This is a genomic window from Streptomyces sp. ERV7 (assembly GCF_001653515.1).
GTDB lineage: Bacteria > Actinomycetota > Actinomycetes > Streptomycetales > Streptomycetaceae > Streptomyces.
The window spans coordinates 599,244-625,055 of record NZ_LYOY01000001.1 but is presented as its reverse complement, the minus strand read 5'-3'; the positions used below and the strand labels follow the sequence as shown (position 1 = coordinate 625,055).

Genomic DNA, 25,812 nt, shown 5'->3' with positions numbered 1-25,812 from the left:
CGCCAAGACTGGCGGTCCGCCCCTGGCGCGCGGCGCCCGCTCGCGCTTCACTCCTGACGCATGAGATCACTCAGGATCATGTCCATGATCGGCGGACTGGTGCTCGCGGCGGGCGCGCTGCTCGGCGCGGGCCCGGCCGGCACCGACTGGCACGACCCGGTCACCGCGGTGCCGCCGGTCGCCGTCCCGCACACCCGCAGCTGCCAAGTCACCCTGGCGCAGGCGCAGTTCCGCGACTTCACGCCGTACAAGGGGAGTTACGCGCCGCCCAAGGGGTGCGGCGACCGGTGGAGCAAGGTGGTGCTGCGGCTCGACGGGACCGTCAAGGGCAGGCAGTACGACCGCCTCGGCTATCTCCACGTCGGCGGCGTCGAGGTGCTGCGGACGTCGACGCCCGAGCCCTCGCCGGACGGCATCGCCTGGAACGTGGAGAAGGACGTCACCCGCTACAGCGACACCTTCCGCTCCGCGCGGCCCGTGGAGATGCTCATCGGCAACGTTGTCGACGAGACGTACACCGGCGTGATCGACGTCAAGGTCACCCTGACGTTCTACGCCGCCGAGGGCCGGGTGAAGCCCGCCGCCGCACCGGACCGGGTGCTGCCGCTGGACGGCACCGCGCTGACCACGCCGCGCAACTCCGAGCGGATTCTCGCCGAGGTGTACGCGACCGGCTCGGGCGGCGGCTGCGAGGAGTTCTGGTACCTCGCGGTGCCGGACCCCGCGCCCTACTCCTGCAAGGCCGCGGCCGGGCCCAACCGCGAGGTGCGGATCAAGGTCGACGGCCAACTCGCGGGAATCGCCTCACCGTTCCCGAACGTGTGGACCGGCGGCTGGTCCAACCCCTTCCTCTGGTACGTCGTCCCCGCGCCCCACGCCTTCGACGTCCGGCCGATCGAGTACGACCTGACGCCCTACGCGGCGCTGCTCAACGACGGCCGCGCGCACCAGGTGGAGGTGTCCGTCGCCGGGGTCCCCGAGGGGCAGTCCGGCTGGTCGGCACCGGTCAACGTCCTCGTCTGGCAGGACCGGGGCAGCGAGGTCGTCACCGGGGCGCTCACCCGCCACGAGGAGAGCGAGCCCGCCGGCTCCACCACCTACACGCCCGGCGCCGAGCAGCGCCTGGACGCCAAGGCGGCCCACCGGCTGACCACTGCGGGCCATCTCGACACCTCGCACGGCCGGGTCACCACCACGGTCGCCCGCAGCGTGGCCGCCGACACGGTCCACCGCTGGACCGAGGGCGAGAACACCGACGCCCTGAAGGGGAGGTGGACCGACGACAGCGCGGTCACCACGGACGGGCGCGGCCCGGCCGTCACCGCGCGCGTGCACCGTACGTACACGATGGACGGCGCCATCACCATCGGCGCGGACGACCGGCTGCGGACCGTGATCACCCTCGGGGACCTCGCGGACACCGCCACTCTGCGCGGCGGCCGGGCCATCTCCTGGTCGCGTCTGGACGACACCTACCGGGGCGATGCCTCCTGGACCATGAACGTCCCGCGCGACCAGCGGCACGCGACCGGCACCTCCGCCGAGCGCTACCGCCTGTTCGGCTCCGACGGCTGCTACGACCGAAGCCTCAAGACCGCCCAGGGCACCCTCACCGAGGATCTGCGGCGCTGCTGACGGCGGGTGCGGGGCCCGTGCTCGCCGCCAAGCACGGGCCCCGCGGCCTGAGAGCCTGTCTTTGAACCCCCGCCTGCGCCCCGACGCCCGGCGCGTGCGATCGCCGCACGGTGTCCCAGGACAGGTGGCTCCGCCACATGGGGATCTGGGGCAGCCACTCGGGCACCAGGTCGGGGCGCACGGCCTTGCGGGCGAGACCTGTCACGCGCGCGAGGGCGCGGTCGCCGAGGCGGTCCCCGAGGGCGCGGGCGGCGCCCACCGCGAGTCGCGCCGAGGCCTCGACCGCCTTGAAGTGACGGGCGGTGAGGGCGGCTGCCCGCTCCTCGCGCGGGCTGTGCCGCAGATGGCGGAAGCCCTTCATCAGGGCTCCGGTGTCGATGCCCACCGGGCAGTCGAGCGCACAGGTCGAGTCGCCCGCGCAGGTGTCCACGGCGTCGTATCCGTACGCGTCGAGCAGCGCGTCCTGGACGGGGGAGCCGTCGCTCTGGCGCAGCATCTCCCGCCGCAGCACGATCCGTTGCCGGGGCGTGGTGGTCAGATCACGGCTGGGGCAGGTCGGCTCGCAGAAGCCGCACTCGATGCAGGGGTCCGCGACCCGCTCCACCCTGGGGATGGTCTTGAGGCCGCGCAGATGGGCGCGCGGGTCGCGGTCCAGGACGACCCTCGGCGCGAGCACCCCGTCCGGGTCGATGAGCCGCTTGGTCCGCCACATCAGGTCGGTGGCCCTCGGACCCCACTCCAGCTCCAGGAAGGGCGCGATATTGCGGCCGGTGGCGTGCTCGGCCTTCAACGAGCCGTCGAAGCGCTCCACGGTGAGGCGGCAGAAGTCGTCCATGAACGCGGCGTACCGCTCGACGTCGGACGGCTCGGCCGCGTCGAACGCCAGCAGGAAGTGCAGGTTGCCGTGGGCCGCGTGGCCCGCGACGGCCGCGTCGAAGCCATGGGTCCCCTGGAGCGCGAGCAGCGCCTCGCAGGCCTCGGCGAGCCGGGCCGGCGGTACCGCGAAGTCCTCGGTGATCAGCGTCGTGCCGGCCGGGCGGGAGCCGCCGACCGCCGTCACGAACGCCTTGCGGGCCTTCCAGTACCCCGCGATCGCCTCGGTGTCGCGGGTGAACGCGTTGGTCACCGAGGCGACCGGGGCGACCAGGTCGAGCCCGGCCAGCACCCGGGCCGCGGCCTCCTCGTACGCCTCGCGGCCCGCTTCGGTGGGCGCGCGGAACTCCACCAGCAGCGCGGCCGTCTCCCTGGGCAGCGACGCCCAGTCGGCCGGGACGCCCGGCACGCTCACCGAGGCGCGCAGGGTGTTGCCGTCGATCAGCTCCACGGCGAGCGCCCCGGCCTCGTTGAAGAGCGGCACCGCGGCGGCCGCCGCCGGGAGCGTGGGGAAGAAGAGCAGCGCCGTGCTGAGCAGGCGCTCCAGCGGCAGGGTGTCGAAGACGGCCTCGGAGATGAAGCCGAAGGTGCCCTGCGAGCCGACCATCAGCCCGCGCAGGATCTCCACCGGCGTCGAACCGTCGAGGAACGCGTCCAGCCGGTAGCCGTTGGTGTTCTTGATGGCGAACTTGGCCCGGATCCGGGCGGTGAGCTCCGGGTCCGCCCCGATCTCCGCCTTCAGCGCCCGCAAGCCCGCGCACAGCCGGGGTTCGGCGTGCGCCAGGTCCTCGTCGGCGCGCGGGTCGCCGGTGTCGACCACGGTGCCGCTGGGCAGGACGAAGGTGAGCGAGGCGAGGGTGCGATAGGAGTCGCGGGCGGTGCCCGCGGTCATCCCGGAGGCGTTGTTGGCGACGACCCCGCCGATCGTGCAGGCGAGTGCGCTGGCCGGGTCGGGGCCGAGGACGCGGCCGTGCCGGGCGAGCGCCGCGTTGACGCGCGCGACGGTCGTGCCGGGCCGGACACGGGCGCGGGCGCCGCCGTCCAGGACCTCGACACCCGCCCAGTGGCGGCGCACGTCCACCAGGATGTCCTCGCCCTGCGCCTGGCCGTTGAGGCTGGTCCCGGCCGCCCGGAAGACGACCTCGCGGCCCTTGCCGTGCGCGTACGACAGGACGGCCGAGACGTCGTCGATGTCCTCGGCGACCACCACGACCTGCGGGACGAAGCGGTACGGGCTGGCGTCCGAGGCGTACCGCACCAGGTCGGAGACCTTCCACAGCACCTTCTCTGCGCCGAGCAGGGCGGTCAGTTCGCCGCGCAGCGGCTCCGGGGTGCCCTCCGCGAGCCGGTCCGGGACCCGGTCCGGGGACTCGGCGCGCCGCCCGGAGGGGCGCAGGGCCTGCGGCTTCGGCTCCAGGAGCGGCATACGGGGATCCCCTCAGCAGCGGCGCTCGGGCACTCCGTCGACCAGAGCGGACAGCAGACCGCCGAGCACCTCGCGCTGGTCGGCGGTCAGGGGCGCCAGGATCTCCTCCGCCGCGCCCCGGCGCGCGCCGCGCAGCGAACGCAGCGTCGCCCGGCCGGTGTCGGTGAGCTCGACGCGCACCACGCGGCGGCTGGTCGGGTCGGGGACCCGGCGCACGTTCCCACTCTCCTCCAGCGCGTCGACCAGCGTGGTCACGGCGCGCGGGACCACCTCCAGACGGGCGGCGAGATCGGCCATGCGGGGCGGGTTCTCGTAGTGCGCGACCGTGCGCAGCAGCCGGGACTGGGCGGGGGTGATGCCGACCGGCTCCAGATGCTGTTTGTGGATCCGGTGGAGTCTGCGGGTGAGCCGGAGCAACTGCTCGGCCAGCACGCCGTCGGCGTCGGTGGTGCTCATACGGGAACAATATCAGGACCATGTGCATTGTGAGTATAGGTAACAGTGAGCTATGCTCCGCCAAGTCTTGTCAATGGCGTCGCCGCGGTGGCCTGAACAGACCCTGCGAACGGCGCCGTCCTGCCGTCTCACCCCTTGTCGAAGGAGCCCATGCACCCCGAAGAATCCTCTTGGCGACCCCCGGCCCGTGACCAGGAACAGCCGCCCGCCCAGACGCGGCGCATTCTGCGGCTCTTCCGCCCCTACCGCGGCCGGCTGGCCGTCGTCGGCCTGCTGGTCGCCGCGTCCTCACTCGTCTCGGTCGCCTCGCCGTTCCTGCTGCGCGAGATCCTCGACGTCGCCATCCCGCAGGGCCGCACCGGGCTGCTCAGCCTGCTCGCCCTCGGCATGCTCGCGACCGCCGTCGTCACCGGCGTCTTCGGCGTCCTGCAGACGCTGATCTCGACCACCGTCGGCCAGCGCGTCATGCACGACCTGCGCACCGGTGTCTACGCACAGCTCCAGCGGATGCCGCTCGCCTTCTTCACCCGGACCCGGACCGGCGAGGTCCAGTCCCGAATCGCCAACGACATCGGCGGGATGCAGGCGACCGTCACCTCCACCGCCACCTCGCTCGTCTCCAACCTGACGGCCGTGATCGCCACCGTGGTCGCCATGCTGGCCCTCGACTGGCGTCTGACCGTCGTCTCGCTGCTGCTGCTCCCGGTCTTCGTCTGGATCAGCCGCAAGGTCGGCCGCGAGCGCAAGAAGATCACCACCCAGCGTCAGAAGCAGATGGCCGCGATGGCCGCCGAGGTCACCGAGTCCCTGTCGGTCAGCGGCATCCTGCTCGGCCGCACCATGGGCCGCGCCGACTCGCTCACCAAGTCCTTCGCCGCCGAGTCCGAGCGGCTGGTCGACCTCGAAGTGCGCTCCAGCATGGCCGGCCGGTGGCGGATGTCGACCATAGGCATCGTCATGGCCGCCATGCCCGCCGTCATCTACTGGGCCGCGGGCCTCGCCCTGCAGGCGGGCGGCCCCTCGGTCTCCATCGGCACGCTCGTCGCGTTCGTCTCGCTCCAGCAGGGCCTGTTCCGGCCCGCCGTGAGCCTGCTCTCCACCGGAGTGCAGATGCAGACCTCGCTCGCCCTCTTCCAGCGCATCTTCGAATACCTGGACCTGCCGGTCGACATCACCGAGTCCGAGCACCCGGTCCGCCTGGAGAAGGTCCGCGGCGAGCTCCGCTTCGAGTCGGTCGACTTCGGTTACGACGAGAAGAGCGGCCCCACGCTCAGCGAGGTCGACGTGGCCGTCCCGGCCGGCAGCAGCCTCGCCGTCGTCGGCCCCACCGGCTCCGGGAAGTCCACGCTCAGCTATCTGGTGCCCAGGCTGTACGACGTGACGGGCGGGCGGGTCACGCTCGACGGCGTCGACGTCCGCGACCTGGACTTCGACACCCTCGCGCGCGCGGTCGGCGTGGTCTCCCAGGAGACCTATCTCTTCCACGCCTCGGTCGCCGACAACCTGCGCTTCGCCAAGCCCGACGCCACCGACGAGGAGCTGGAGGCGGCCGCCCGTACGGCCCAGATCCACGACCACATCGCGTCCCTGCCCGACGGGTACGACACGGTGGTCGGCGAGCGCGGCTACCGCTTCTCCGGCGGCGAGAAGCAGCGGCTCGCCATCGCCCGGACGATCCTGCGCGACCCGCCCGTCCTCATCCTCGACGAGGCGACCAGCGCGCTGGACACCCGTACGGAACACGCCGTGCAGCAGGCGATCGACGCGCTCTCGGCGGGCCGCACCACGCTCACCATCGCGCACCGGCTCTCCACCGTCCGCGACGCCGACCAGATCGTCGTACTGGACGGCGGCCGGATAGCCGAGCGCGGCACCCACGAGCAACTGCTCGACCAGGACGGCAAGTACGCCGCACTGGTGCGCCGCGACGCACGGCTGGCGCCGGTCGCCTCCTGACGGGGTCCGCGGCGCTACCGTGCCCGTATGACGGAGTCCACGCGCGGGTCCGGACCCCGGACCCGGCTCACCCGGCGCGGCCGGCTGCTCCTGGGCGCGCTCGGCCTGCTGCTGGTGGTCGGGGCGGCGGTGCTCGTCCTGGTGCTGCGGCAGACCGGCGGCGAGGTGAAGTCCCTGGTCGTCCCGGAGGGCTGGCGGTCCGGGCAGGTGTACGCGGCCGTCGACAAGAGCCTCGGGGCGGAGGCGGGCACCACCCGCCGGGCGGCGTCCGAGTCCGGGCTCGCCCTCCCGGCCGACGCCCGGGGCAACCCCGAGGGCTATCTCTTCCCGGCCACCTATCCGGTGACCCGGAAGACCACCCCGGGCGGGCTGCTCGCCTATATGGTCGACACCGCCAACAAGCGGTTCGGCAAGGACCACATCGGGGCCGGTGCCCGCCGCCAGGGCATGACGGTCTATCAGACCGTGGTCGTGGCGAGCATCGTGCAGGCGGAGGCCGACACCGCGGCCGACATGGGCAGGGTCTCCCGGGTCGTCTACAACCGGCTGGCCAAGGGCATGCCGCTACAGATGGACTCGACGCTCAACTACGCGCTCAACCGCTCCACCCTGACCACGACCCACGCGGACACCCGCACCGACAGCCCGTACAACACCTACGCGCGCGGTGGGCTGCCGCCGACGCCGATCGACAACCCGGGCCAGCAGGCACTGGACGCGGCGATCGCCCCACCGCCGGGCAACTGGCTCTACTTCGTCACGGTCGCCCCCGGAGACACGCGCTTCACGGCGGACTACGCGGAACAGCAACGGAACGTCAGGGAGTTCAACAAGACGCGGGGCAAGCTCACGGCGAGCTCCGCCCCGGCCTCCTAGGGGCGCGGGGCTGTGCCATGTGCGGCTCCGCTGCGTGGGCGCGACCGGCCCAAGGCGGCCCGCGGACGCATCACGCCACTTCCACCGGGGCGTCCAGCAACGCCTTGATCTCCCGAACAGCCGCGCGCCCCGCTCGATTCGCCCCGATCGTGGAAGCGGAGGGCCCGTATCCCACCAGATGCACCCGCTCGTCCTTGACGGCGCGGGTGCCCTCGATCTGTATGCCACCGCCGGGCGTACGCAGCTTCAGCGGCGCCAGATGGTCGATCACGGGCCGAAACCCGGTGGCCCACAGGATGACGTCCGCGTCGACCGTCCGCCCGTCGTCCCACGCCAGCCCACTCGGCGTGATCCGGTCGAACATGGGCAGCCGGTCCAGAACACCGTTCGCGCGCGCGGCGCGGATCGCCTCGTTGAGCGGCAGCCCCGTCACCGACACCACACTCCTCGGCGCCAGCCCCTGCCGTACGCGCTCCTCGACCATCGCGACCGCCGCCCGTCCCCACTCCTCGGTGAACGGGCCCTCGCGGAAGACGGGCGGGCGCCGGGTCACCCAGGTCGTGGCGGCCGCGTAGTCCGCGATCTCCATCAGATGCTGGGTGCCGGAGGCGCCGCCGCCCACCACGACCACACGCTGACCTGCGAACTCCTCCGGTCCCGGATAGTTCGCGGTGTGCAGCTGGCGCCCCCGGAACGTCTCCTGGCCCGGATAGCGCGGCCAGAACGGCCGGTCCCAGGTACCGGTGGCGTTGATCAGCGCGCGCGTGGAGTACGCGCCTTCGGAGGTCTCGACGCGCAGCCGCCCGCCCTCGCCCTCCCGTACGGCGCTCACGTCGACCGGCCGGTGGACGTGGAGCCCGAAGGTGTCCTCGTAGTCGGTGAAGTACTTCCCGATCACCTCCGAAGAGGCCCGGGCCGGGTCCGCGCCGGTCAGCTCCATCCCCGGCAGCGCATGCATCCCGTGCACCTTGCCGTACGTCAGCGAGGGCCAGCGGAACTGCCAGGCGCCGCCCGGCCGGGGCGCGTGGTCGAGGACCACGAAGTCGCGGTCCGGCTCAAGCCCCGCCCGGCGCAGATGGTAGGCACCGGACAGCCCCGCCTGCCCCGCGCCGATGACCACCACGTCCACGTCCTGTGCCCCGAAGTCGTTCACGGCTCTACCAACCATGGGGGGTGCGTGGATCTTCCCGAAGGGGCGGCCCCGCGCTCGGCCCGGACGGGCGATCCGGCCGGACGGGCGCCAGGATGGAGCCATGTCCGTCTTCACCACGCGCGTACTGCGCCTCGCCACCGGAACGACCGAGACCGTCACCGATCTGACCAGGGAGTGCGAGCGGTTCCTCCGCGAGGCGTCCGGCGGCGGCGACGGCCTCCTGAACATCTTCGTGCCGCACGCCACGGCCGGGATCGCGGTCATCGAGACCGGCGCCGGCAGCGACGACGACCTGCTCGCCGCACTGCACACGCTGCTTCCGGCGGACGACCGCTGGCAGCACCGCCACGGCAGCTCCGGCCACGGGCGCGACCATGTGCTGCCCGCGCTGGTGCCCCCGCACGCGACGCTGCCGGTCGTCGCCGGGCGGCTGGAGCTGGGGACCTGGCAGTCGGTGTGTCTGGTCGACACGAACAAGGACAACCCCGACCGGCAGGTGCGGCTCAGCTTCCTCGGCTAGCGGAGCTTCCCGGCGCCCCCGCCCGCAGTCCGTCCATGACGAGGTCGAGGAGGCGTCCTGCGCGGGCCTGCCAGTCGCCGTGCGGGTCGAGCTGCCAGAGTCCGGCGATGGCGAGGACGAAGTCGTCGGGGGTCACCCCCGGCCGGATGGTGCCGGCCTCCTCGTTCGCGTTCAGGAGCAGCGTGACGGCCGCCGTCACCGGCCCGTGGCCGAGCCCGGTCAGCGTGCCCCGGGCGGTGGCCTTGCGCATCGCCTCGGCCAGTCCGGCCTTGGCCATCGCGTATTGGGCGAGACGGTCCATCCACTCGCGCAGCGCCCGGTCCGGGGTGCGGGTCGCGAGGAGCTGGGCGGCGGTGTCGGCGACCTGCTGGACCTCGTACCGGTAGACCTCCAGGACGAGGGCCTCGCGGTTGGGGAAGTGGCGGTAGAACGTCCCCTGCCCGACCCCCGCCTTCTTGGCTATCGCGCTCAGCGGGGCGTCGGCCGAGCGGGTCAGCTCGGCGAGCGCCACCTCCAGGATGCGCTCGCGGTTGCGCTGCGCGTCCGAGCGCAACGGGGTGTCCTTGCGCGGCGGCGCGTCCTTCTTCGGCTGCACCCGTCCTCCTTCCGCATGCGCGGGCACCGGCCGGAGCGGGATCCCGGCGGATTCGTGCTCTTGTTAAACGGACAGCTGTCCGTTAGGTTCTGAAGCTAACGGACAACTGTCCGTTTAGGTCCACCATAGCGGCAGCCGCGGCCGGAGTGGACGGCCGGAGCATGCCCGACCGGCCTCTCGCCCGCCGCGTGCCGCAGGTTCCCGATGGACGGCGCTTCGCATCACCCACGCGAGAGAAGGCTGCTCATGACCCCATCGACGTCCAGCGCCATCACCCTGAACATCAACGGCGAGAAGTACACGCTGCCCGTCGACCACCGCACCACCCTGCTCGACGCCCTGCGTGAGCGCCTCGATCTGACCGGCACCAAGAAGGGGTGCGACCAGGGCCAGTGCGGCGCGTGCACCGTACTGGTCGACGGGCGTCGCGCGGTCTCCTGCCTCCAGCTCGCGGTGGCCGCCGAGGGGCGCGAGATCACCACCATCGAGGGCGTGGCGGACGGCGAGCGGCTCCATCCCGTACAGCAGGCCTTCCTCGACCTGGACGGCTACCAGTGCGGCTACTGCACTCCGGGGCAGATCTGTTCGGCCCTCGCCGTGATCGAGGAGCACGCGGCGGGCTGGCCGAGCGCCGTGACGGCCGATGTGCGACCGGAGGCCGGGGCGGCGGAGCTGACCGCCGAGGAGATCCGCGAGCGCATGAGCGGCAACCTGTGCCGCTGTGGCGCCTATGTGTCCATCGTCGAAGCGGTGGCGCGGGCGGCCGAGGCAGCCCGGGGCGGCTCGGCCGGGACGGAGGCGGCGGCATGAGGGAGTTCGGCTATCGGCGCGCGGTCGACGTCGCCGGCGCGGTGGCGCTGCTCGGCGCCGACCCCGAGGCGCGCTTCCTCGGCGGCGGCACCAATCTCGTCGACCTGATGAAGTCCGGCGTGGAGCGGCCCGCGCTCCTCGTGGACGTACGTGAACTGCCCCTCGACCGGATCGAGGGGACCGAGGGCGGCGGGCTGCGCATCGGCGCGACCGTCACCAACAGCGACCTCGCCGCCCACCCCGAAGTGCGGCGCCGCTACCCGGCGTTGGCGCAGGCGGTCCTGGCCGGCGCCTCGGGCCAGCTGCGCAACATGGCCACCGTCGGCGGCAACCTCCTCCAGCGCACCCGCTGCGGATACTTCACCGACCTCGCCGCCCCCTGCAACAAACGCGTCCCCGGCAGCGGCTGCGCGGCCGTCGAGGGCGAGCACCACAACCACGCGATCCTCGGCGCCTCCGCACACTGCGTGGCCGTACACCCCTCGGACATGGGGGTGGCGCTCACCGCCTTCGACGCGGTCGTCTCCTACGAAACGGCCGACGGGCCGGGCGAGTTGCCGCTGGAGGCGTTCTATCGGCCGGTCGGCGACACCCCGCACCGGGAGACCGCGCTGCCGCCGGGCGCGCTGATCACGGCGGTGACGCTGCCGCCGGCGCCGGTCGCCGCCCACTCGCGCTACCGCAAGGTGCGCGAGCGCGCCTCGTACGCGTTCGCGATCGGCTCGATCGCCGCCGCCCTCGACGTACGCGACGGCGTCGTCCACGACGTGCGCCTGGCCTTCGGGGCGGTCGCCTCCCGGCCGTGGCGGGCCCGTGCCGCCGAGCGGGCGCTGACCGGGGGAGTGGCGAGCGCCGACGCCTTCGCCGCCGCGGCCGACGCGGAGCTCGCGGCGGCGAAGGCGCTGCCCCACAACGGATACAAGGTGACGCTGACGCGCAATCTCGTCGTGGCCGTGCTCACCGAACTCGCCGAGGAGGCCGCCCGATGACCACGACCACCGGACCCACCCGGCTCACCGGCGCGGTGGGCACCGCCCACACCCGTCTGGAGGGCCGCGACAAGGTCACCGGGGCGGCCCGCTACGCCGGGGAGATCCCCTTCGCCGACCTCGCCCACGGCTGGCTCGTGGTGTCCACCGTGGCGCGCGGCAGCGTCCGCTCGGTGGAGAGCGCCCCGGTCCTCGCCATGCCGGGCGTCCTCGCCGTGCTGCACCACGGCAACGCCCCGCGCGTGGATGCCGGCTATGTGGGCCTGCTGGGGCGGCCCGACCCGATCGTCGGGCTCTTCCAGAACGACCGGGTGCCGTGCGCGGGCTGGCCGGTGGCGCTGGTCGTCGCCGAGACCTCCGAGCAGGCGAGGGAGGCCGCCGAGGCGCTGGTCGTGCGGTACGAGACGGAGCCGCACGACGTCGAGTTCTCCCCGGACCGGGACGGTACGTACACCCCGGAGCCGCGCGAGACCATGGAGACGGACAAGGGGGACCTGGAGCGCGAACTCGCCGCGTCCGCCGTCGTGGTGGACGCGCGCTACAGCACGCCCGAAGAACACCACCACCCGATGGAGCCGCACGCGGCGACGGTCCGCTGGGACGGCGGCCGCCTGGAGGTCCACGACTCCAACCAGGGCAGCAAGTGGGTGGCCGACGAGCTCGCCAAACTCTTCTCCCTCGACCCGGCTTCCGTACGCGTACTGTCCGAGCACGTCGGCGGCGGCTTCGGCTCCAAGGGCGTGCGCCCCCACCAGGTGGCCGCCGCGATGGCGGCGACCGTGCTCCACCGCCCGGTCCGCGTCGTCCTGACCCGCCGTCAGATGTTCTCGCTGATCGGCTACCGCAGCCCCACCGCCCACCGGGTCAGGCTCGGCGCCGACGCCGACGGACGGCTGCGCGCCTTCGGGCACGAGGCCCAGAACGCCACCTCGACCGTCCATGAGTTCGTCGAGGCAAGCGCCGGGTTCGGCCGGGTGATGTACGACGCCGACGCGCACCGCACCGCCAACCGGCTCGTCCGGCTCGACGTGCCCACCCCGACCTGGATGCGCGCGCCCGGCGAGGCCCCCGGCTCGTTCGCCGTGGAGTCCGCGCTCGACGAGCTCGCCGAGCGGTGCGGCATCGACCCGATCGCGCTGCGGGCCCGCAACGAACCCACCGCCGGGCCGGTCTCCGGGCTGCCGTTCGCCGGCCGCGGTCTGCTCGCCTGCTTCGCGGAGGGCGCCCGCCGGTTCGGCTGGGCGGAGCGCGACCCGCGTCCGGGAGTGCGCCGCGAAGGGCGCTGGCTCCTCGGCACCGGCACGGCGGCGGCCACCTTCCCGGCGGGAGCCATGCCCTCGACCGCGGCCGTGACGGCCGAGGCGGACGGCACGTTCACCGTACGGATCTCCGCGGCCGACATCGGGACGGGCGCGCGCACCGCGCTGGCGCTGATCGCGGCGGACGCCCTGGAGGTCGAGTCCGGCCGCGTCCGGGTGCGGATCGGGGACAGCGACTTCGGGCCCGCGATGATCGCCGGCGGCTCGACGGGCACCCGCTCCTGGGCCTGGGCGATCATGGCCGCCGCGGCCGCGCTGCGCGAACAGTTGGCGCTCGGCGGCGAGATCCCGCCCGAGGGCGTCACGGCGCGGTCGGACACCTCCGCCGCGATCGCCGCGCTGCCGGAGAAGGAACGGCACTCGTACGGGGCGCAGTTCGCGGAGGTCGCCGTGGACCCCGCCAGCGGCGAGGTCCGGGTGCGGCGGATGCTCGGCATCTTCGCGGCGGGCCGGATCGTCAACCCGCTCACCGCACGCAGCCAGTTCATCGGCGGGATGACCTGGGGCATCTCCATGGCGCTGCACGAGGAGGCGGTCCGCGACCGGGCCTCGGGCGCCCATGTCGGGCCGGACCTCGCGGGCTACCACTTCGCCGCGCACGCCGATGTGCCGCGGATCGAGGCGGGCTGGGTGGACGACCCGGACGAGTCCGACCCGGTCGGGATCAAGGGCATCGGGGAGATCGGGATCGTGGGGGCCGCGGCGGCCGTCGCCAACGCGGTCTGGCACGCGACCGGCGTCCGCCACCGCGATCTCCCGATCCGCCCCGACCGCGTCCTGCTGGCCGGGACCGGGACCGGGCCGGACGGGAGCCGTCGTGCTTGACATCGCCGAGGAGCTGGACCGGTGGGCGCGGGAGGGCCGCGACTTCGCCGTGGCCACCGTGGTGGCCGTGGGCGGCAGCGCGCCGCGCGGCCCGGGTGCCGCGCTCGCCGTGGACGGCGACGGCACCGCCGTCGGCTCGGTCTCGGGCGGCTGTGTGGAGGCGGCGGTCTACGACCTCTGCGTCCAGGCGCTCCAGGATGGCGAGGCGGTGCGTGAGCGCTTCGGCTACAGCGACGAGGACGCCTTCGCGGTCGGGCTGACCTGTGGCGGGGTCGTCGAGGTGCTGGTCGCACCGGTGCGTGCGGACGCGCCGGACCGGGCGGTGGTCGCGGCGGCGCTCGCGGCCGCCGCCCGGGGCGGGGCCACCGCCCTGGCCCGGGTGGTCGCGGGTACGCCCGGACGGCTGGGCCGGGCGCTGCTCGTCCACCCCGACGGTTCGTACGAAGGCGGCCTCGGCGGGCTTCCCGGCCTCGACCGGGCGGCGGCGGCCGAGGCCCGCGCCCTGCTGGACGCGGGGCGCACCGGGGAGTTCGTCCTGACGGAGAGCGGGGAGCGCTGCGGGACGGACGGGCCGACCGTGTTCGTGGAGTCGAGCGTGCCGCCACCCCGCATGATCGTCTTCGGCGCCGTGGACTTCGCGGCGGCCCTGGTCCGTACGGGCACGTTCCTCGGCTACCGCGTGACCGTCTGCGACGCGCGCCCCGTCTTCGCCACCCGGGAGCGCTTCCCGGAGGCGGACGAGGTCGTGGTCGACTGGCCGCACCGGTATCTGCGGGGGACGGAGACCGACGGGCGCACGGTGCTGTGCGTGCTGACCCACGACGCCAAGTTCGACATCCCCCTGCTGGAGACGGCCCTGCGGCTGCCCGTCGCCTTCGTCGGCGCGATGGGCTCGCGCCGCACCCACGAGGACCGCGACCGCCGACTGCGCGAGATCGGCCTCACCGAGCACGAACGGGCCCGGCTGCACTCGCCGATCGGCCTCGACCTCGGTGCCCGTACGCCCGAGGAGACCGCGCTCTCCATCGCGGCCGAGATCGTCGCCGCGCGGCGCGGAGGGACGGGAGTTCCGCTCACGGGCTCACGTACACCCATTCACCATGACCCGGACGAAAGGGGCACCGGCACGATTCTGTCCCACCGGGCCGAATGGAACTCACGTCAATCTTTCGCCAGTTGAGCGTATGGCATCATGGCCGCATTGTCCGCGGGGATCAGGGGCCCTGAATCACGGGCTCGTTGAATCAGTGAGGTCAATTCCGTGCTGCCTGACTCAGCGTTACCGTCACCGGAGGACCGTCGGCGCAGGCGCCGCCTCAAAAAGGTCCGTCATACCTGTGAGGCGCTGCTCGCGGAGTGGGGCATGGAGCACGGCTGCGGCATCGAGGAACTGCACCGCTATCTCAGCGTGCAGAACCGGCGGCCGATCCATCTGATTCCGATGCCGTTCCCCGAGCGCCATCTCTTCGGTCTTTGGCTGAAAATGGACGACTTCGACGTCATCGCCTACGAGAAGGCCGCATCGCAGTCACACAAGGAACACATCATCGCCCATGAGCTGGCGCATATCGCCTTCCAGCATCGTGGCTCGGTGAATTTCGACCGCAGTGAGGCGGGACAGCTGTTCGCGGACGTCGAACCCGGGGTCGTCCAGAGCATGCTGATGCGCTCGCGCTACAGCGACGACGAGGAGCAGGAGGCCGAGACGATGGCCTCGTTGATCCTGGCCAGGGCCACCAAGCGATGGCTCGAACCCGCCTGGGGCGTCCCGGAGGAGGCCGCGGAGGTCGTCGCCCGTATCGAGAACGGTGTGGGGAAGCCGGACAACGGATGAATGACAACAGATGAACACTGTCTATGGATTTCTGGCGTGGGCCTGCGCCATCGGCGGCCTCGCGGCGTTCGCGTACCGGCTGCCGGATCTGCTGCGCAGAAAGCACGACATCGCCCTGTGGGCGCTCTGCACCTATTTCCTCTGCTCCGGCATCAGCTTCCTGGTCGATCTGGACGCCCTGCGGGTGCACATCTCGGCCCTCTTCGGACGCCCCAACGTCACCTCGCTCATCGTGCAGGTGGCGGTGGTCGTGCTCACCGCGGCGCAGCAGGTCGTCCTGGTGTACTGGTCGTGTCCGCCCGAGGAGGCCCGGCTCAGGGCCCGGCGCCGCGTGCTGTTCTTCGGGGCCGCGCTCTGTGTGCTGGTGGCCGCGTCCATCGCCGTCGGCCCCGTGACAAAGTCCAAAACGGCCACCTCGACGATCCTGCTCAGTATTCAGCACGGTGAATACGCGCTGTACATGTCGTTCTATCTGGTGATTTGCGCCATCGGTCAATTCGAGACCGTACGGCTTTCGCTGCGGTTCACCAAGATGGCCAACCGGCAATGGCTCAAGGTCGGTATGCGGACGGTGACGCTCGGCGCGAGTCTGATCCTGGTCTACTGCGTCACGCGCAGCATCCAGATCGCCGGAACCCGGCTGCACTTCGACGGCTCCGCCCTCGATCCCGTGCAGTGGTCGTGCGGCAGTGTCGGCGCCCTGCTCCAGATCACCGGCTGGACCATCCCGTCGTGGGGGATCCACATCACCCGCGCGTTCGGCTGGCTGCGCAGCTACCGTTCGTATCTGCGGCTGAGGCCGCTGTGGTGGGCGCTGTACCAGGCCTCTCCGGACATCGCGCTCGACCCGCCCCGGTCCTGGCCGCGCGACCTCATCCCGCCCCGCGACCCCCACTACAGCCTCTACCGGCGCGTCATCGAGATCCGCGACGGCCAGCTGACCCTGCGCACCTCGCTCTCCCTCGCGGACTTCGCCCGCGAGGCCCGCTCCCTCGACCTGCCCGAGGACCCCACCTCCCCGATGGGCGAGGCGCTCCAGGTGCGGGCCGTCCTGAGCCGTCCGCCCGAGGAGCGGGCCGAGCAGGCCGACGCGTCCGACATCCCCGCACGGCCGCCGTACGAGGACTTCCGCGACGAGGTGGAGTGGCTGACCGAGGTGGCCTCCTCCTTCACCGCGCTCGCCCAGGGCCGCCCCCGGCGCTCCGAGGCCCAGGTCACCTCATGACCGGGCGAACGGCCCGGGCCCCGTCGGCCCGTGAGGAGGCGTGCGCGGAGGAGCCGGGCACCCCGCTCCGGGGCGGGCCGGGCACCCCGGACCCGGCGGAGCCCGGCACCCTGGATCCCGTGGACCCCTCCGCCCTGATCCCCGCGGCCCTCGCCGCCGTCGAGGACCTCGTCGCCCTCGACGCCTCGCGCGGCGCCACGGCCGCCGTGCCCGCCGTGCGCGAGCTGCTGCGCCGCCTGCCGCAGCTGTCGGCCGACCCCGCCCGCCTGGGCGCCCTCGACCGCGATCTGCTCTCCGCCCTCGCCGAGTTGAGCGAGGTGATCGGCTGGATCCTCTTCGACGCGGGCCACTACCGCCGGGCACGCCGCATGAACGCGCGGGCCCTCGCCCTCGCGGAGCTCTGCGGCGACCGGGGCACGGCCCGGCTGACGCTGCTCAACCACAGCATGCTGGAGACCCACACCGGCCGCCCCCGGGCCGCACTGGAGACCGCCTCCCGGGTGGCCGGGCCCCGGCCCCTGCCCGCCCTGGTGGACAGCCTGGTCCTGGTACGCCGGGCACACGCGACCGCCGTGCTGGGCGGCGACCGGGACGCCGTGGCCCTGATCTCCCGCGCCCGCAGCCGGTTTCTCGACGGCGCCTCCCCGGACGACCCGCCGTGGGCCTGGTGGATCGACCGCACCGAACTGCTCGGCCACGAGGGCTGGGTGCTGTCCCGGCTGCGCGCCTGGAGCCGGGCCGTCCCCCTGCTGTACGAGGCGGCCACCGCGCCCGGCCCGTCCTATCGCCATCTGTTCACCGCCGAGCTCCTGTCGGCGCTGGTACGGGCGCGGGCCTGGCGCGAGGCGGAGCAACTGATCGCGGACGTCGCACCCCGGGCCGCCGGGATCGGCTCCGTACGCACCACCGAGACGCTCGGCGCCACGGCCGTCCGGCTGCTCGCGAGCCCCGGCGCTCCGGCGAACACCAGGGACGCGGCCGGCTTCCTGCTGGAGTCGCTGCCCGCCCGCGCCGGCGGCCGGCACCCCCTGATCCCCCGGAACCACCGCGCCTGAGAACGGCCCGTTCCGAGCACCACCCCGTTCCGTGAACCACCCGTTCCGAGAACCGCCCCCACCGCCCGTCGACAGACAGGACCCGCATGCTGCACATTCGGATTTCGACGCCCGCGGCCGCCGCCCTCGTGGCGGTCGCGCTCCTCTTCACCACCGGAGGAGCGGTGTCCGAGGCCGCCTACGGGACGTCCGCTCCCGCCGCCGCGACCGCGCAGAGCAACGAAGGGCACGGCAGCCCGTACATCTCCACGCACCTCTACTTCGGCACGGGCCGCCACCAGGGCAAACCGCCCATCACCGACGAGGAGTTCATGAAGTTCGTCGCCGAGGTGGTCACCCCGCGCTTCCCCTCCGGCCTCACCCTCCAGGAGGGCCGCGGCCAGTGGCGCGACAAGGACGGCGACATCAACCGCGAGCGCTCGTACGAGCTGACGGTGCTGTATCCCGTCAAGGAGGCCCGCGGCCGGGACCGCGACATCGAGTACATCCGCAAGCTGTACTGCACGATGTACGAGCTGGAGTCGGTCGGCCGCGCCGATGTCCGTGTGCAGGCCAGTTTCTGACGACCGTTCCCCACCCTGTTACCGCAACTGCCGCCGTACCAGCTCGTGGAGCCGTCCGCCCGTGTCCGCCAGGAGCTCGGAGGGCGGCCCCTGCTGGACGACGCGGCCCTCGGACATCACGATCACGCGGTCCGCGTCCAGCACCGTGGAGAGCCGGTGGGCGATCACCACACGCGTGGCGTCCAGGGTGCGGGTGCTCTCGATGACCACGCGCTGGGTCTCGTTGTCGAGCGCGCTGGTCGCCTCGTCGAAGAAGAGGATCCGGGGGCGCCGGACCAGGGCCTGGGCGATCATCAGCCGCTGGCGCTGACCGCCGGAGACGGCGCCGCCATTGGCGATCATGGTGTGCAGGCCCATCGGCATCCGCTGGATGTCCTCGGCGAGCCCCGCCATCCGGGCCGCCTCCCACACCTCCTCCTGGGTGAACGCCTCGGCGCCGCAGACGCACTCCAGGATCGACCCGCTGAGCGGCTGCGCGTGCTGGAGGACCACGCCGCACTGGCGGCGCACGGCCGCCCGGTCGAGCGCCGCCAGGTCCTGCCCGTCGTACAGGACGCTCCCCGCGACCGGCCGGTCGAAGCCGATCAGCAGCCTCAGCAGGGTCGACTTGCCGCAGCCGCTGGGGCCGACGATCGCCACGAACTCGCCGGGCCGCACCTTCAGGGACACCTCGTCCAGGACCAGCGGGCCGTCGTCGCCGTAGCGGAAGGACAGGCCGCGGGCCTCGATCTCGCCGGACAGCGCGCCCGGCCGGCTGCCGGAGCCGGGCACCTCGGGTGCCTCGTCGAGCACCGGCCTGATCTGCTCGAACATCGGCAGCGCGGCGGCGGCCGACAGGAACGCCCCGGTGAGCTGGGTGACCGAGGTCAGCAGCATGGTCACCGCGGTGTTGAAGGTCAGGAAGGCACCGGCCGTCAGCGACCCCCGGGCCGGGCCCGCGAGCAGCATGAACATCACCAGGGAACACAGCGGCAGATAGACGGCGTTGAGCACCGTCGTCAGGTTCTTGATGCGGTCCGCCCGCTGCTGGAGTTCCCGGCTGCGGGCGAACTCCCGCGCCCACGCCCCGTACGCGAAGCTCTCCGCCGCCGCGACCCGCAGCTTGGGCAGTCCGCGCAGGGTCTGGAACGCCTGGTTGTTGAGCTTGTTGCCGAGTTCGACCAGACGGCGCTGCCACCGCAGCTCCCAGACGCCGAGCGCGAGGAACACCGCCGCGATCACGGCGAGCATCCCTAGCGCCGTCAGGGCGAGCGGCACGCTGAAGCAGAGCAGCAGTACCAGGTTCACCACGCCGACCGTGCCCGCCTGGACCACCACCGGGGTCAGACCGGACAGCACCCGGCGGATGGCGCTCACGCCCATGGCCGCGCTCGCCAGCTCGCCGGTGGAGCGCTCGGTGAAGAACTTCGTCGGCAGCCTCAGCAGCCGGTCCCACACGGCGGGTTGGAGCGTGCTCTCGATGCGCCCCTCCATCCGCAGCAGCGTCAGGTTCTGCAGCAGCGAGAAGGCGGCCGCGACGACACCGCTGACGATGATCGACAGCGACACCTGGGCGATCAGGCTCGTCTGCGCCCCGGGCACGTACACCCCGAGCACCTGGCCGGTGGCGAGCGGGACCAGCGCGCCGAGCCCGACCGTGACGAGCCCGGCCAGGACCAGGTTGCGCAGATCGGCGCGGGTGCCGCGGAGCCCGAACCGCAGCAGCCCCCACTTGCTCAGCGGTGTCTCGGGCAGCGGCCGGTAGAACATGACGGCCCGCTGCTCGAACTCCTCGGCGTTGGTCTCGCCGACCCGGGTGCGCCGCCCGGTCGCCGGGTTCACCGCCTCGTACCCGCCGCGCCGCCACAGCAGGGCGACCGGCGTTCCGCTCGCCGCCCTGCGGCCCACCAGGGGGCCCGCGTTCTCGCGCCACCAGCTCCCGTCGAGCCGCACCGGGCGGCTCCGGATCCGGGAGGCGACCGCCACCTGCTCGACGGGGTCGATCCGCTCGCTGACCGCGCCGCTCCTGGAGGGCTCCGTGAGGGTGATCCCGGCGGCGCGGGCGACGAGGGAGCACACCGCGTACGTGACGTCGTCGCCCGCCCCGGCCGTACGCGAAGGGGCCTTGCCGGGGCGGCCGATGGAGGTCAGCAGGGCCCGGTCGGCCTCGTCGCGGACGGCCTCGCCCGCCTTGATGCCGGCCGCGGTGCGGTCCTCGTGCGCGCGCTCCATGCGCTCGATCCAGCGGTCGAGGGCGGACAGCAGGCGGTGCTGCCGGTTGACCATGCCCTGCCACAGCGCCCCGTCGACCAGCAGGTCGCCGGCCGCCTCGGCGCTGAACGCGGCGCCGTACTGGACGCTGCCGGGGGAGACCGGCAGCCACAGGACGTCGTCGTCGGCCACCGGCTCCTCGACCGTCGTCCGGCCGTCCAGCGGAGCCTCGAACAGCACGCGCTGGCCGCGCCCGACGCCGAGCGAGAAGGCGTGCTCCAGGAGGCTGAGGGCCGTGTCCCCGGTGTCGTAGTGGCTGCCGTATCCGCCTTCGTACGCCACCGCGTCCGCGTACGCGGTCCGGTACAGCTCCCGCAGCGGGATCCGGCGCAGCACACACTCGCGCAACGGCCTGCCGACGAGGGTGTGCTGGGGGCCCTCGACCGGGCCGAGCAGCAGTGTGCCGGGCTCCAGACGGCCGAGGAAGTGCCAGTGGCCCTGGGCCGCCGCGTCCACCGCGAACAGGTCGAGGGCGCCGCCCACCACCAGCCACAGCACCTGCGGCCCCTCCAGGGAGAAGCCGCGCAGCCCCGTGCAGTCGACCTCCTGGCCGAGGCCGCCGAGCGCGGCCAGGACCGGGTCGTGGACCGGGGCGGGCTCGGCGAGACCGGGTACGGACATCACCTCAGTGCTCCTTGACCAGCTCGGCGTACGGCCCGCCGGCCGCGAGGAGGTCCTCGTGGCGTCCGCGCTCCACGACGGCGCCGTGGTCCAGGACCACGATCTCGTCGCTGTCGCGGACCGTGCTCAGCCGGTGGGCGATCACCACGCAGGCGCAACCGCGCCTGCGCAGGTTGTCGATGATGACCTGCTCGGTCTCCGCGTCCAGGGCGCTGGTGACCTCGTCGAGCACCAGCACGCTGGGGCGGCGCACCAGCGCGCGGGCGATCTCCAGGCGCTGGCGCTGCCCGCCGGAGAAGTTGCGGCCGTCCTGTTCGACGCGGCCGTGGATGCCTCCCGGGCGGCGGGCGACGACGTCGTGGAGGGCCGCGTCCCGAAGAGCGGCGACGACCGCGTCGTCCGGGATCGACGGGTCCCACAGCGCCACGTTGTCCCGCACGGTGCCCTCGAAGAGGAAGACGTCCTGGTCGACGAAGGAGACCGAGGCGGCGAGCGTGCTGCGGGGGATGTCCTCCAGGCGCTGCCCGTCGATGCGGATCGCACCCTCCCACGGGGTGTAGAGCCCCGAGACGAGCCGGGACACCGTCGACTTGCCGCTGCCCGAGCCGCCGACCAGCGCCACCTGCTGTCCGGGTCCCACGGACAGGGAGAAGCCGGTGAGCAGCGGCGCGTCCAGCGGGCTGTAGCCGAAGGTGATGTCGTCGAGCGTCACATGGCCCTTGAGCCTGCGGGTGCCGTGCTCCGGCTCGTCGCGCGTGTACAGCGCGTCCACCGGGAAGTTCTCCACGTCCTTGAGGCGGGCCACGTCGGCCGCGAAGTCCTGGATCCGGCCCGCCACCGAGTTCAGCCGGGTGACCGGCGCGGTGAAGCGGGTCACCAGCGCCTGGAACGCGACGAGCAGCCCGATCGAGAGATGCCCCTCGACCGCCCGCAGCCCGCCGATCCACAGGATCAGCGCGCTGTTGAGCGTGGCGAGCAGCGGGGCGACGATCCCCAGCCACGCGCTCGGCACCCCCAGGCGCTGCTGCTCCTCCAGAGTGGTCGCGTGCTGCCCCGCCCAGCGGCGGAAGTAGCCGTCCTCACCGCCGGTCGCCTTCATCGTCTCGATCAACTGGAGCCCGGTGTACGAGGTGTTGGTCAGCCGGGCGCTGTCGGCCCGCAGCTTCTGCGTACGGGTGGCCCGCAGCCGTACCACCACGCGCATCGCGACCACGTTGAGCAGCGCGATGCCCACGCCGATGACGGTGAGCTGCGGATCGTAGGTCCACAGCAGGAAGGCGTAGAGCAGCACCACGACGCCGTCGACGCCCGCCGCGGTGAGGTCGCGGGCCAGGGTCTCGGCCACCGCGTCGTTGGACTGGAGGCGCTGGACGAGGTCGGCGGGGCTGCGCTGGGCGAAGAAGGTGACCGGCAGCCGCAGCAGATGCCGGAAGAAGCGGGCGCCGCCGAGCGTGGACGAGATCATCCGCCCGCGCAGCAGATTGGCCTGCTGGAGCCAGGTCAGCGCGGCGGTCAGCGCCACCGCGGCGCCCATGGCGGCGAAGAGCGTGCCGAGCAGCGAGGTCTGTTCGCCGATCAGGAACGTGTCGATGTAGGTGCGGCTCAGCGCGGGCAGCGTCGCTCCGACCGCCACCAGCAGCAGGCTGGCGAGGAGCGCGACCAGCATCGTGCCGGTGGTGCCGCGCAGCCGCGCGGGCAGCGCGCCGAGCACCCCGGGCCTGCGGCCGCCGCGCCGGAAACCGTCACCTGGTTCGAGGACCAGGACGACTCCGGTGAAACTGGTGTCGAAGTCCTCGGAGGGGACGAACCGGCGGCCCTTGTCGGGGTCGTTGATGTACACACCCCGCCGGCCGAAGCGGCGGCCCATGCCGTCGTAGACGACGTAGTGGTTGAACTCCCAGAACAGGATGGCGGGCGCACGCACCTCCGCGAGCGCGGCGGGCTCCATCTGCATGCCCTTGGCCGTGAGCCCGTAACCGCGGGCGGCCTTCAGCACGTTGCTGGCCCGCGAGCCGTCGCGGGAGACGCCGCACGCGATGCGCAGCTCCTCCAGCGGCACATGGCGGCCGTGGTGGGCGAGCACCATCGCCAGCGAGGCGGCGCCGCACTCCAGGGCCTCCATCTGGAGGACGGTGGGGCTGCGCACGGTCCTGGCCCGCTTCGCCTTCGGCGCCGGCCGGGCGCGGCGCCGGCCCGCCGGGGCGCTCTCGGGACGGTGGCGGCCGCGGCCGGGCGGCGGCAGCTGCGGGGGCGCGGCGGAGGCGGGCGGTGCGGTCACGGGAGGAGCCAATCGAGGGGACGCTGGTCGGCCAGGTGGACGGAGCCGGTGGCCTGGGTCATGGAGTCGACCGCGTACGGCGGGCCCTGGGCCGAGGACCAGCGGTAGCCCGACTCGGTGGCGGCCGAGCGGTCGAGCCGCACCAGGACCGCGACGGGCCTGCCGTGCCGCGAGAACTGCTCGCCGAGCTGGGCGTCGCCGAGGAAGGCGGCGATCCGCTCGCGCGTCTGGGCGGTGCGGCCGACGGCCGCCACCCTGCCGCGCAGCACCCCGTACTGCCGGCTGGGCACGGACTGGACGGCGAGGTCCACGGGGGCGCCCGGCCGGACGGAGGCGGCGCCGCCCTCGGGTACGTACAGCATCGCCATCAGCGGATCCTCGGCGCCGCCGGTCCGCTCGACGCTCGCCACATCGGCCCCGGTGGTGACCACGGCGCCGATGGCGGCCCTGAGCGCGGTCAGCCGGCCCGCCGCGATGGCGCGCACGACCCGGTCGCCGCGCTCGGTGCGGACCTTGAGCAGCGGCGCTCCGGCGATGAGGGCGTCACCCTCCTTGGCGAGCACACCGGTGACCTGTCCGGCCACGGGGCTCTGCAGGACGTAACTGCCCTGCGCGTGGGTGAGGATGCCGGGCGCGCTCAGGGTGGAGGAGACGGATCCGGTCACCGCCCAGAAGCAGGCGGCGGCCATGACGGCCACGGTGACGGCGAGGACGAGCCGCCCCTGCGGGCGCGCGAAACGCACCGGCAGGTCGAGTTCCTCCGGTGACTGGAGCTTGGAAAGGGCCTGTTGACGAAATTGCACGGAACGCTGCCCCTACCTGGGGACGGATGCGGGGAGCCCCGGAACCGAGCGGGTTCCGGGGCTCACGCGCCGTCTCAGAGACCGGCGACGAGGCCGGAGGCCAGGCCGGTGACCGCGCCGGTGTTCACACCGGTGGTCGACTCGACCAGACCCGTGACCGAGCCCACGAGGCCCGAGACCGGGAGGAGCGAGTCGGCGGTGCCGGTCACGTTGCCGAGCGCGGTGCCGACGAGGCCGCCGGACACGTTGTCGAGGTCGGCGTCGGAGATCTCGCGGGTCTCGACCTGGGGGGTGATGTTCATGGGGAAACTGCCCTTCATTCGGGGGGAATTCACTACGGAGAGCCCGTTGGCGGGGCTCCCGTATGGGGCAGGATCAAAGCACGCCGACGCCGTGCACAGCCAATCCCGAACGCCCTGATCAGGCATTCCTCGGGGTGGTTATTACCGCTGCGTGCAGAGGCGTCCATGGTTTGGGAGCAGCTTCTTCACGAGCTTCACTTCATGAATTCCTCGCCCCCGGAAGTCCATTTGCCCAACTGGGACACTCCGGCTGTTAAGGCACCCTCCGCCGACGTCGGCACCGCTGTGCGCAGGGGCGCGGTGACCGGTCTGCGCACGCGGTGTGCAGGTTTTCGGAAGGTGGGATTCCGGTGCGCCGCGCCGGGCTCTCAACGCCCTTGCAGCGCCTTCGCGTTGTTGCCGAAGCTCCAGCCCTTGGCGCCGTCCCAGTTGATCGACCAGGTCATCAGGCCCTTCAGGGCGCCGCCGTAGTGGTTCCACGCCTGCGACACCAGACCTGGTGACATGTAGCCGCCCCCGGCGCCCGGCTGCGCGGGCAGCCCCGGGACCTGCTTGTCGTAGGGGACCCTGACGGTGGTGCCCTGGACGACCAGCCCCTTGTTGAGGCAGTCGGTCTGGGCGGTGAAGCCCTGGACGGTGCCCGCCGAGTACGAGTCGCCGGAGCAGCCGTACATGTTGCCGTTGTAGTACTGCATGTTCAGCCACCACAGTCGGCCGTTGTCGGCGTATTTCTTCACGATGGGCAGATATGCGCCCCAGATCGACCCGTACGTGACACTGCCGCCCGTGACATAGGCCGTCTCCGGCGCCATCGTGAGTCCGAAGTTCGAGGGCATTTGGGCGAGCACGCCGTCGATGATGCGGACCAGATTCGCCTGGGAAGTGGAGAGTCGGCCGATATTTCCGCTGCCCACCAGACCGGTTTCGATGTCGATGTCGATTCCGTCGAAGTTGTACTTCTTGAGGATGGGCACGATCGTCGCGACGAATCTGTCCGCGACCGCACTGGAGTTGAGGTCGATCCCGGCCGCCGCCCCGCCGATGGACAGCAGGAGGGTCTGCCCGGACTCCTTGGCCGCGCACATCTCCGCGGGGGTCGCGACCTTCACGGTCGCGTCCATCCCGTCCTCCCACAGCGCGGTGCCGTCGGAGCGGATGACGGGGAAGGCCGCGTTGACGACGTTGTAACCGTGCGCGGCGATACGGGAGTCGGTGATCGGGGTCCAGCCGAACGGCGGATGGACGCCGTTGGAGGAGCCGTCCCAGTTCTCCCAGTAGCCCTGGAGCACCTTGCCCGCGGGCTTCGACTTGACCGCGCAGGTGTCGCCCTGCGGCGCCGCGGGTGAGGCCGCGGCGGGCAACTGGGCGGCGAGCGCCAGCGTGAGGCCGGCTCCCGCGAGACGTAACATCCGACCGAGCATGGGGGTACCTCCTGGGCTGTGGGGAAC

The 25,812-nt window shown here is 72.7% G+C and carries 20 protein-coding genes and 1 pseudogene; 12 read left to right on the top strand and 9 right to left on the bottom strand.

Annotated elements, in window-relative coordinates:
• Positions 1–60: 60 nt before the first annotated feature.
• Positions 61–1,635 (top strand): peptide-N4-asparagine amidase, encoded by a 1,575-nt coding sequence (locus A8W25_RS02745; RefSeq protein ID WP_324616178.1) that lies wholly within the window; start codon positions 61–63, stop codon positions 1,633–1,635.
• Positions 1,636–1,774: 139 nt separating this feature from the next.
• On the opposite strand, the pseudogene A8W25_RS02740 reads toward A8W25_RS02745, so the two are convergent.
• Positions 1,775–3,934: pseudogene (locus tag A8W25_RS02740) on the bottom strand (FAD-binding and (Fe-S)-binding domain-containing protein); the annotation flags it as partial.
• Positions 3,935–3,946: 12 nt separating this feature from the next.
• A complete protein-coding gene (locus A8W25_RS02735; RefSeq protein ID WP_067155124.1) occupies positions 3,947–4,390 on the bottom strand; it encodes a MarR family winged helix-turn-helix transcriptional regulator in 444 nt (147 codons plus the stop codon).
• Positions 4,391–4,540: 150 nt separating this feature from the next.
• Between A8W25_RS02735 and A8W25_RS02730 the strand changes: the two genes are divergently transcribed.
• Together A8W25_RS02730 and mltG are read left to right on the top strand one after the other, a co-directional pair.
• Positions 4,541–6,346: an ABC transporter ATP-binding protein gene (locus tag A8W25_RS02730; RefSeq protein ID WP_067155121.1), complete on the top strand. Its 1,806-nt coding sequence runs from the start codon at positions 4,541–4,543 to the stop codon at positions 6,344–6,346.
• Between the two features lie 27 nt (positions 6,347–6,373).
• A complete protein-coding gene (mltG, locus tag A8W25_RS02725; protein WP_067155118.1) occupies positions 6,374–7,222 on the top strand; it encodes an endolytic transglycosylase MltG in 849 nt (282 codons plus the stop codon).
• Between the two features lie 70 nt (positions 7,223–7,292).
• On the opposite strand, the gene A8W25_RS02720 is transcribed toward mltG, so the two are convergent.
• A complete protein-coding gene (locus A8W25_RS02720; protein WP_067155115.1) occupies positions 7,293–8,390 on the bottom strand; it encodes an NAD(P)-binding domain-containing protein in 1,098 nt (365 codons plus the stop codon).
• An 85-nt stretch (positions 8,391–8,475) separates the two neighbouring features.
• Between A8W25_RS02720 and A8W25_RS02715 the strand changes: the two genes are divergently transcribed.
• The gene (locus A8W25_RS02715; protein ID WP_067155111.1) at positions 8,476–8,895 is read left to right on the top strand and encodes a secondary thiamine-phosphate synthase enzyme YjbQ; all 420 of its coding nucleotides are present in this window, start codon (positions 8,476–8,478) and stop codon (positions 8,893–8,895) included.
• Here the strand turns inward: A8W25_RS02715 and A8W25_RS02710 are convergent.
• On the bottom strand, positions 8,879–9,490 hold the full coding sequence (locus A8W25_RS02710; RefSeq protein ID WP_067155108.1) for a TetR/AcrR family transcriptional regulator: 612 nt from the start codon (positions 9,488–9,490) through the stop codon (positions 8,879–8,881). The genes A8W25_RS02715 and A8W25_RS02710 overlap by 17 nt on opposite strands.
• 246 nt (positions 9,491–9,736) lie before the next feature.
• On the opposite strand from A8W25_RS02710, the gene A8W25_RS02705 reads away from it, so the two are divergent.
• The 8 genes from A8W25_RS02705 to A8W25_RS02670 all read left to right on the top strand — a co-directional run bounded on the left by A8W25_RS02705 (position 9,737) and on the right by A8W25_RS02670 (position 18,110).
• Positions 9,737–10,300: a 2Fe-2S iron-sulfur cluster-binding protein gene (locus A8W25_RS02705; protein ID WP_067155105.1), complete on the top strand. Its 564-nt coding sequence runs from the start codon at positions 9,737–9,739 to the stop codon at positions 10,298–10,300.
• A complete protein-coding gene (locus tag A8W25_RS02700; RefSeq protein ID WP_067155102.1) occupies positions 10,297–11,289 on the top strand; it encodes an FAD binding domain-containing protein in 993 nt (330 codons plus the stop codon). Before A8W25_RS02705 ends, A8W25_RS02700 begins: the two co-directional genes overlap by 4 nt.
• Positions 11,286–13,433: a xanthine dehydrogenase family protein molybdopterin-binding subunit gene (locus tag A8W25_RS02695; RefSeq protein WP_067155099.1), complete on the top strand. Its 2,148-nt coding sequence runs from the start codon at positions 11,286–11,288 to the stop codon at positions 13,431–13,433. Before A8W25_RS02700 ends, A8W25_RS02695 begins: the two co-directional genes overlap by 4 nt.
• Positions 13,426–14,613: an XdhC family protein gene (locus tag A8W25_RS02690; RefSeq protein WP_067155096.1), complete on the top strand. Its 1,188-nt coding sequence runs from the start codon at positions 13,426–13,428 to the stop codon at positions 14,611–14,613. The genes A8W25_RS02695 and A8W25_RS02690 overlap by 8 nt, the downstream gene beginning before the upstream one ends.
• A gap of 183 nt (positions 14,614–14,796) precedes the next feature.
• Positions 14,797–15,267, top strand: coding sequence for a hypothetical protein (locus tag A8W25_RS02685; RefSeq protein WP_067155094.1), 471 nt, complete (start codon positions 14,797–14,799; stop codon positions 15,265–15,267).
• A 10-nt stretch (positions 15,268–15,277) separates the two neighbouring features.
• On the top strand, positions 15,278–16,492 hold the full coding sequence (locus A8W25_RS02680; RefSeq protein WP_067155091.1) for an MAB_1171c family putative transporter: 1,215 nt from the start codon (positions 15,278–15,280) through the stop codon (positions 16,490–16,492).
• Positions 16,489–17,547, top strand: coding sequence for a DNA-binding protein (locus A8W25_RS33785; RefSeq protein ID WP_158942373.1), 1,059 nt, complete (start codon positions 16,489–16,491; stop codon positions 17,545–17,547). The genes A8W25_RS02680 and A8W25_RS33785 overlap by 4 nt, the downstream gene beginning before the upstream one ends.
• An 86-nt stretch (positions 17,548–17,633) precedes the next feature.
• On the top strand, positions 17,634–18,110 hold the full coding sequence (locus tag A8W25_RS02670) for a DUF3574 domain-containing protein (RefSeq protein WP_067155089.1): 477 nt from the start codon (positions 17,634–17,636) through the stop codon (positions 18,108–18,110).
• 18 nt (positions 18,111–18,128) lie between these two features.
• Here the strand turns inward: A8W25_RS02670 and A8W25_RS02665 are convergent, their stop codons facing one another.
• The 5 genes from A8W25_RS02665 to A8W25_RS02645 all read right to left on the bottom strand — a co-directional run bounded on the left by A8W25_RS02665 (position 18,129) and on the right by A8W25_RS02645 (position 25,785).
• Entirely contained in the window at positions 18,129–20,981 is a 2,853-nt protein-coding gene (locus A8W25_RS02665; RefSeq protein WP_067156643.1) for an NHLP bacteriocin export ABC transporter permease/ATPase subunit, read from the bottom strand.
• A 4-nt stretch (positions 20,982–20,985) separates the two neighbouring features.
• Positions 20,986–23,259, bottom strand: coding sequence for an NHLP family bacteriocin export ABC transporter peptidase/permease/ATPase subunit (locus tag A8W25_RS02660; protein WP_067155086.1), 2,274 nt, complete (start codon positions 23,257–23,259; stop codon positions 20,986–20,988).
• On the bottom strand, positions 23,256–24,062 hold the full coding sequence (locus A8W25_RS02655; protein ID WP_067155083.1) for an HlyD family efflux transporter periplasmic adaptor subunit: 807 nt from the start codon (positions 24,060–24,062) through the stop codon (positions 23,256–23,258). The genes A8W25_RS02660 and A8W25_RS02655 overlap by 4 nt, the downstream gene beginning before the upstream one ends.
• Positions 24,063–24,136: 74 nt before the next feature.
• Positions 24,137–24,364, bottom strand: coding sequence for a hypothetical protein (locus tag A8W25_RS02650; RefSeq protein ID WP_067155080.1), 228 nt, complete (start codon positions 24,362–24,364; stop codon positions 24,137–24,139).
• Positions 24,365–24,732: 368 nt separating this feature from the next.
• Positions 24,733–25,785: a chitinase gene (locus tag A8W25_RS02645; RefSeq protein ID WP_067155077.1), complete on the bottom strand. Its 1,053-nt coding sequence runs from the start codon at positions 25,783–25,785 to the stop codon at positions 24,733–24,735.
• Positions 25,786–25,812: the final 27 nt, after the last annotated feature.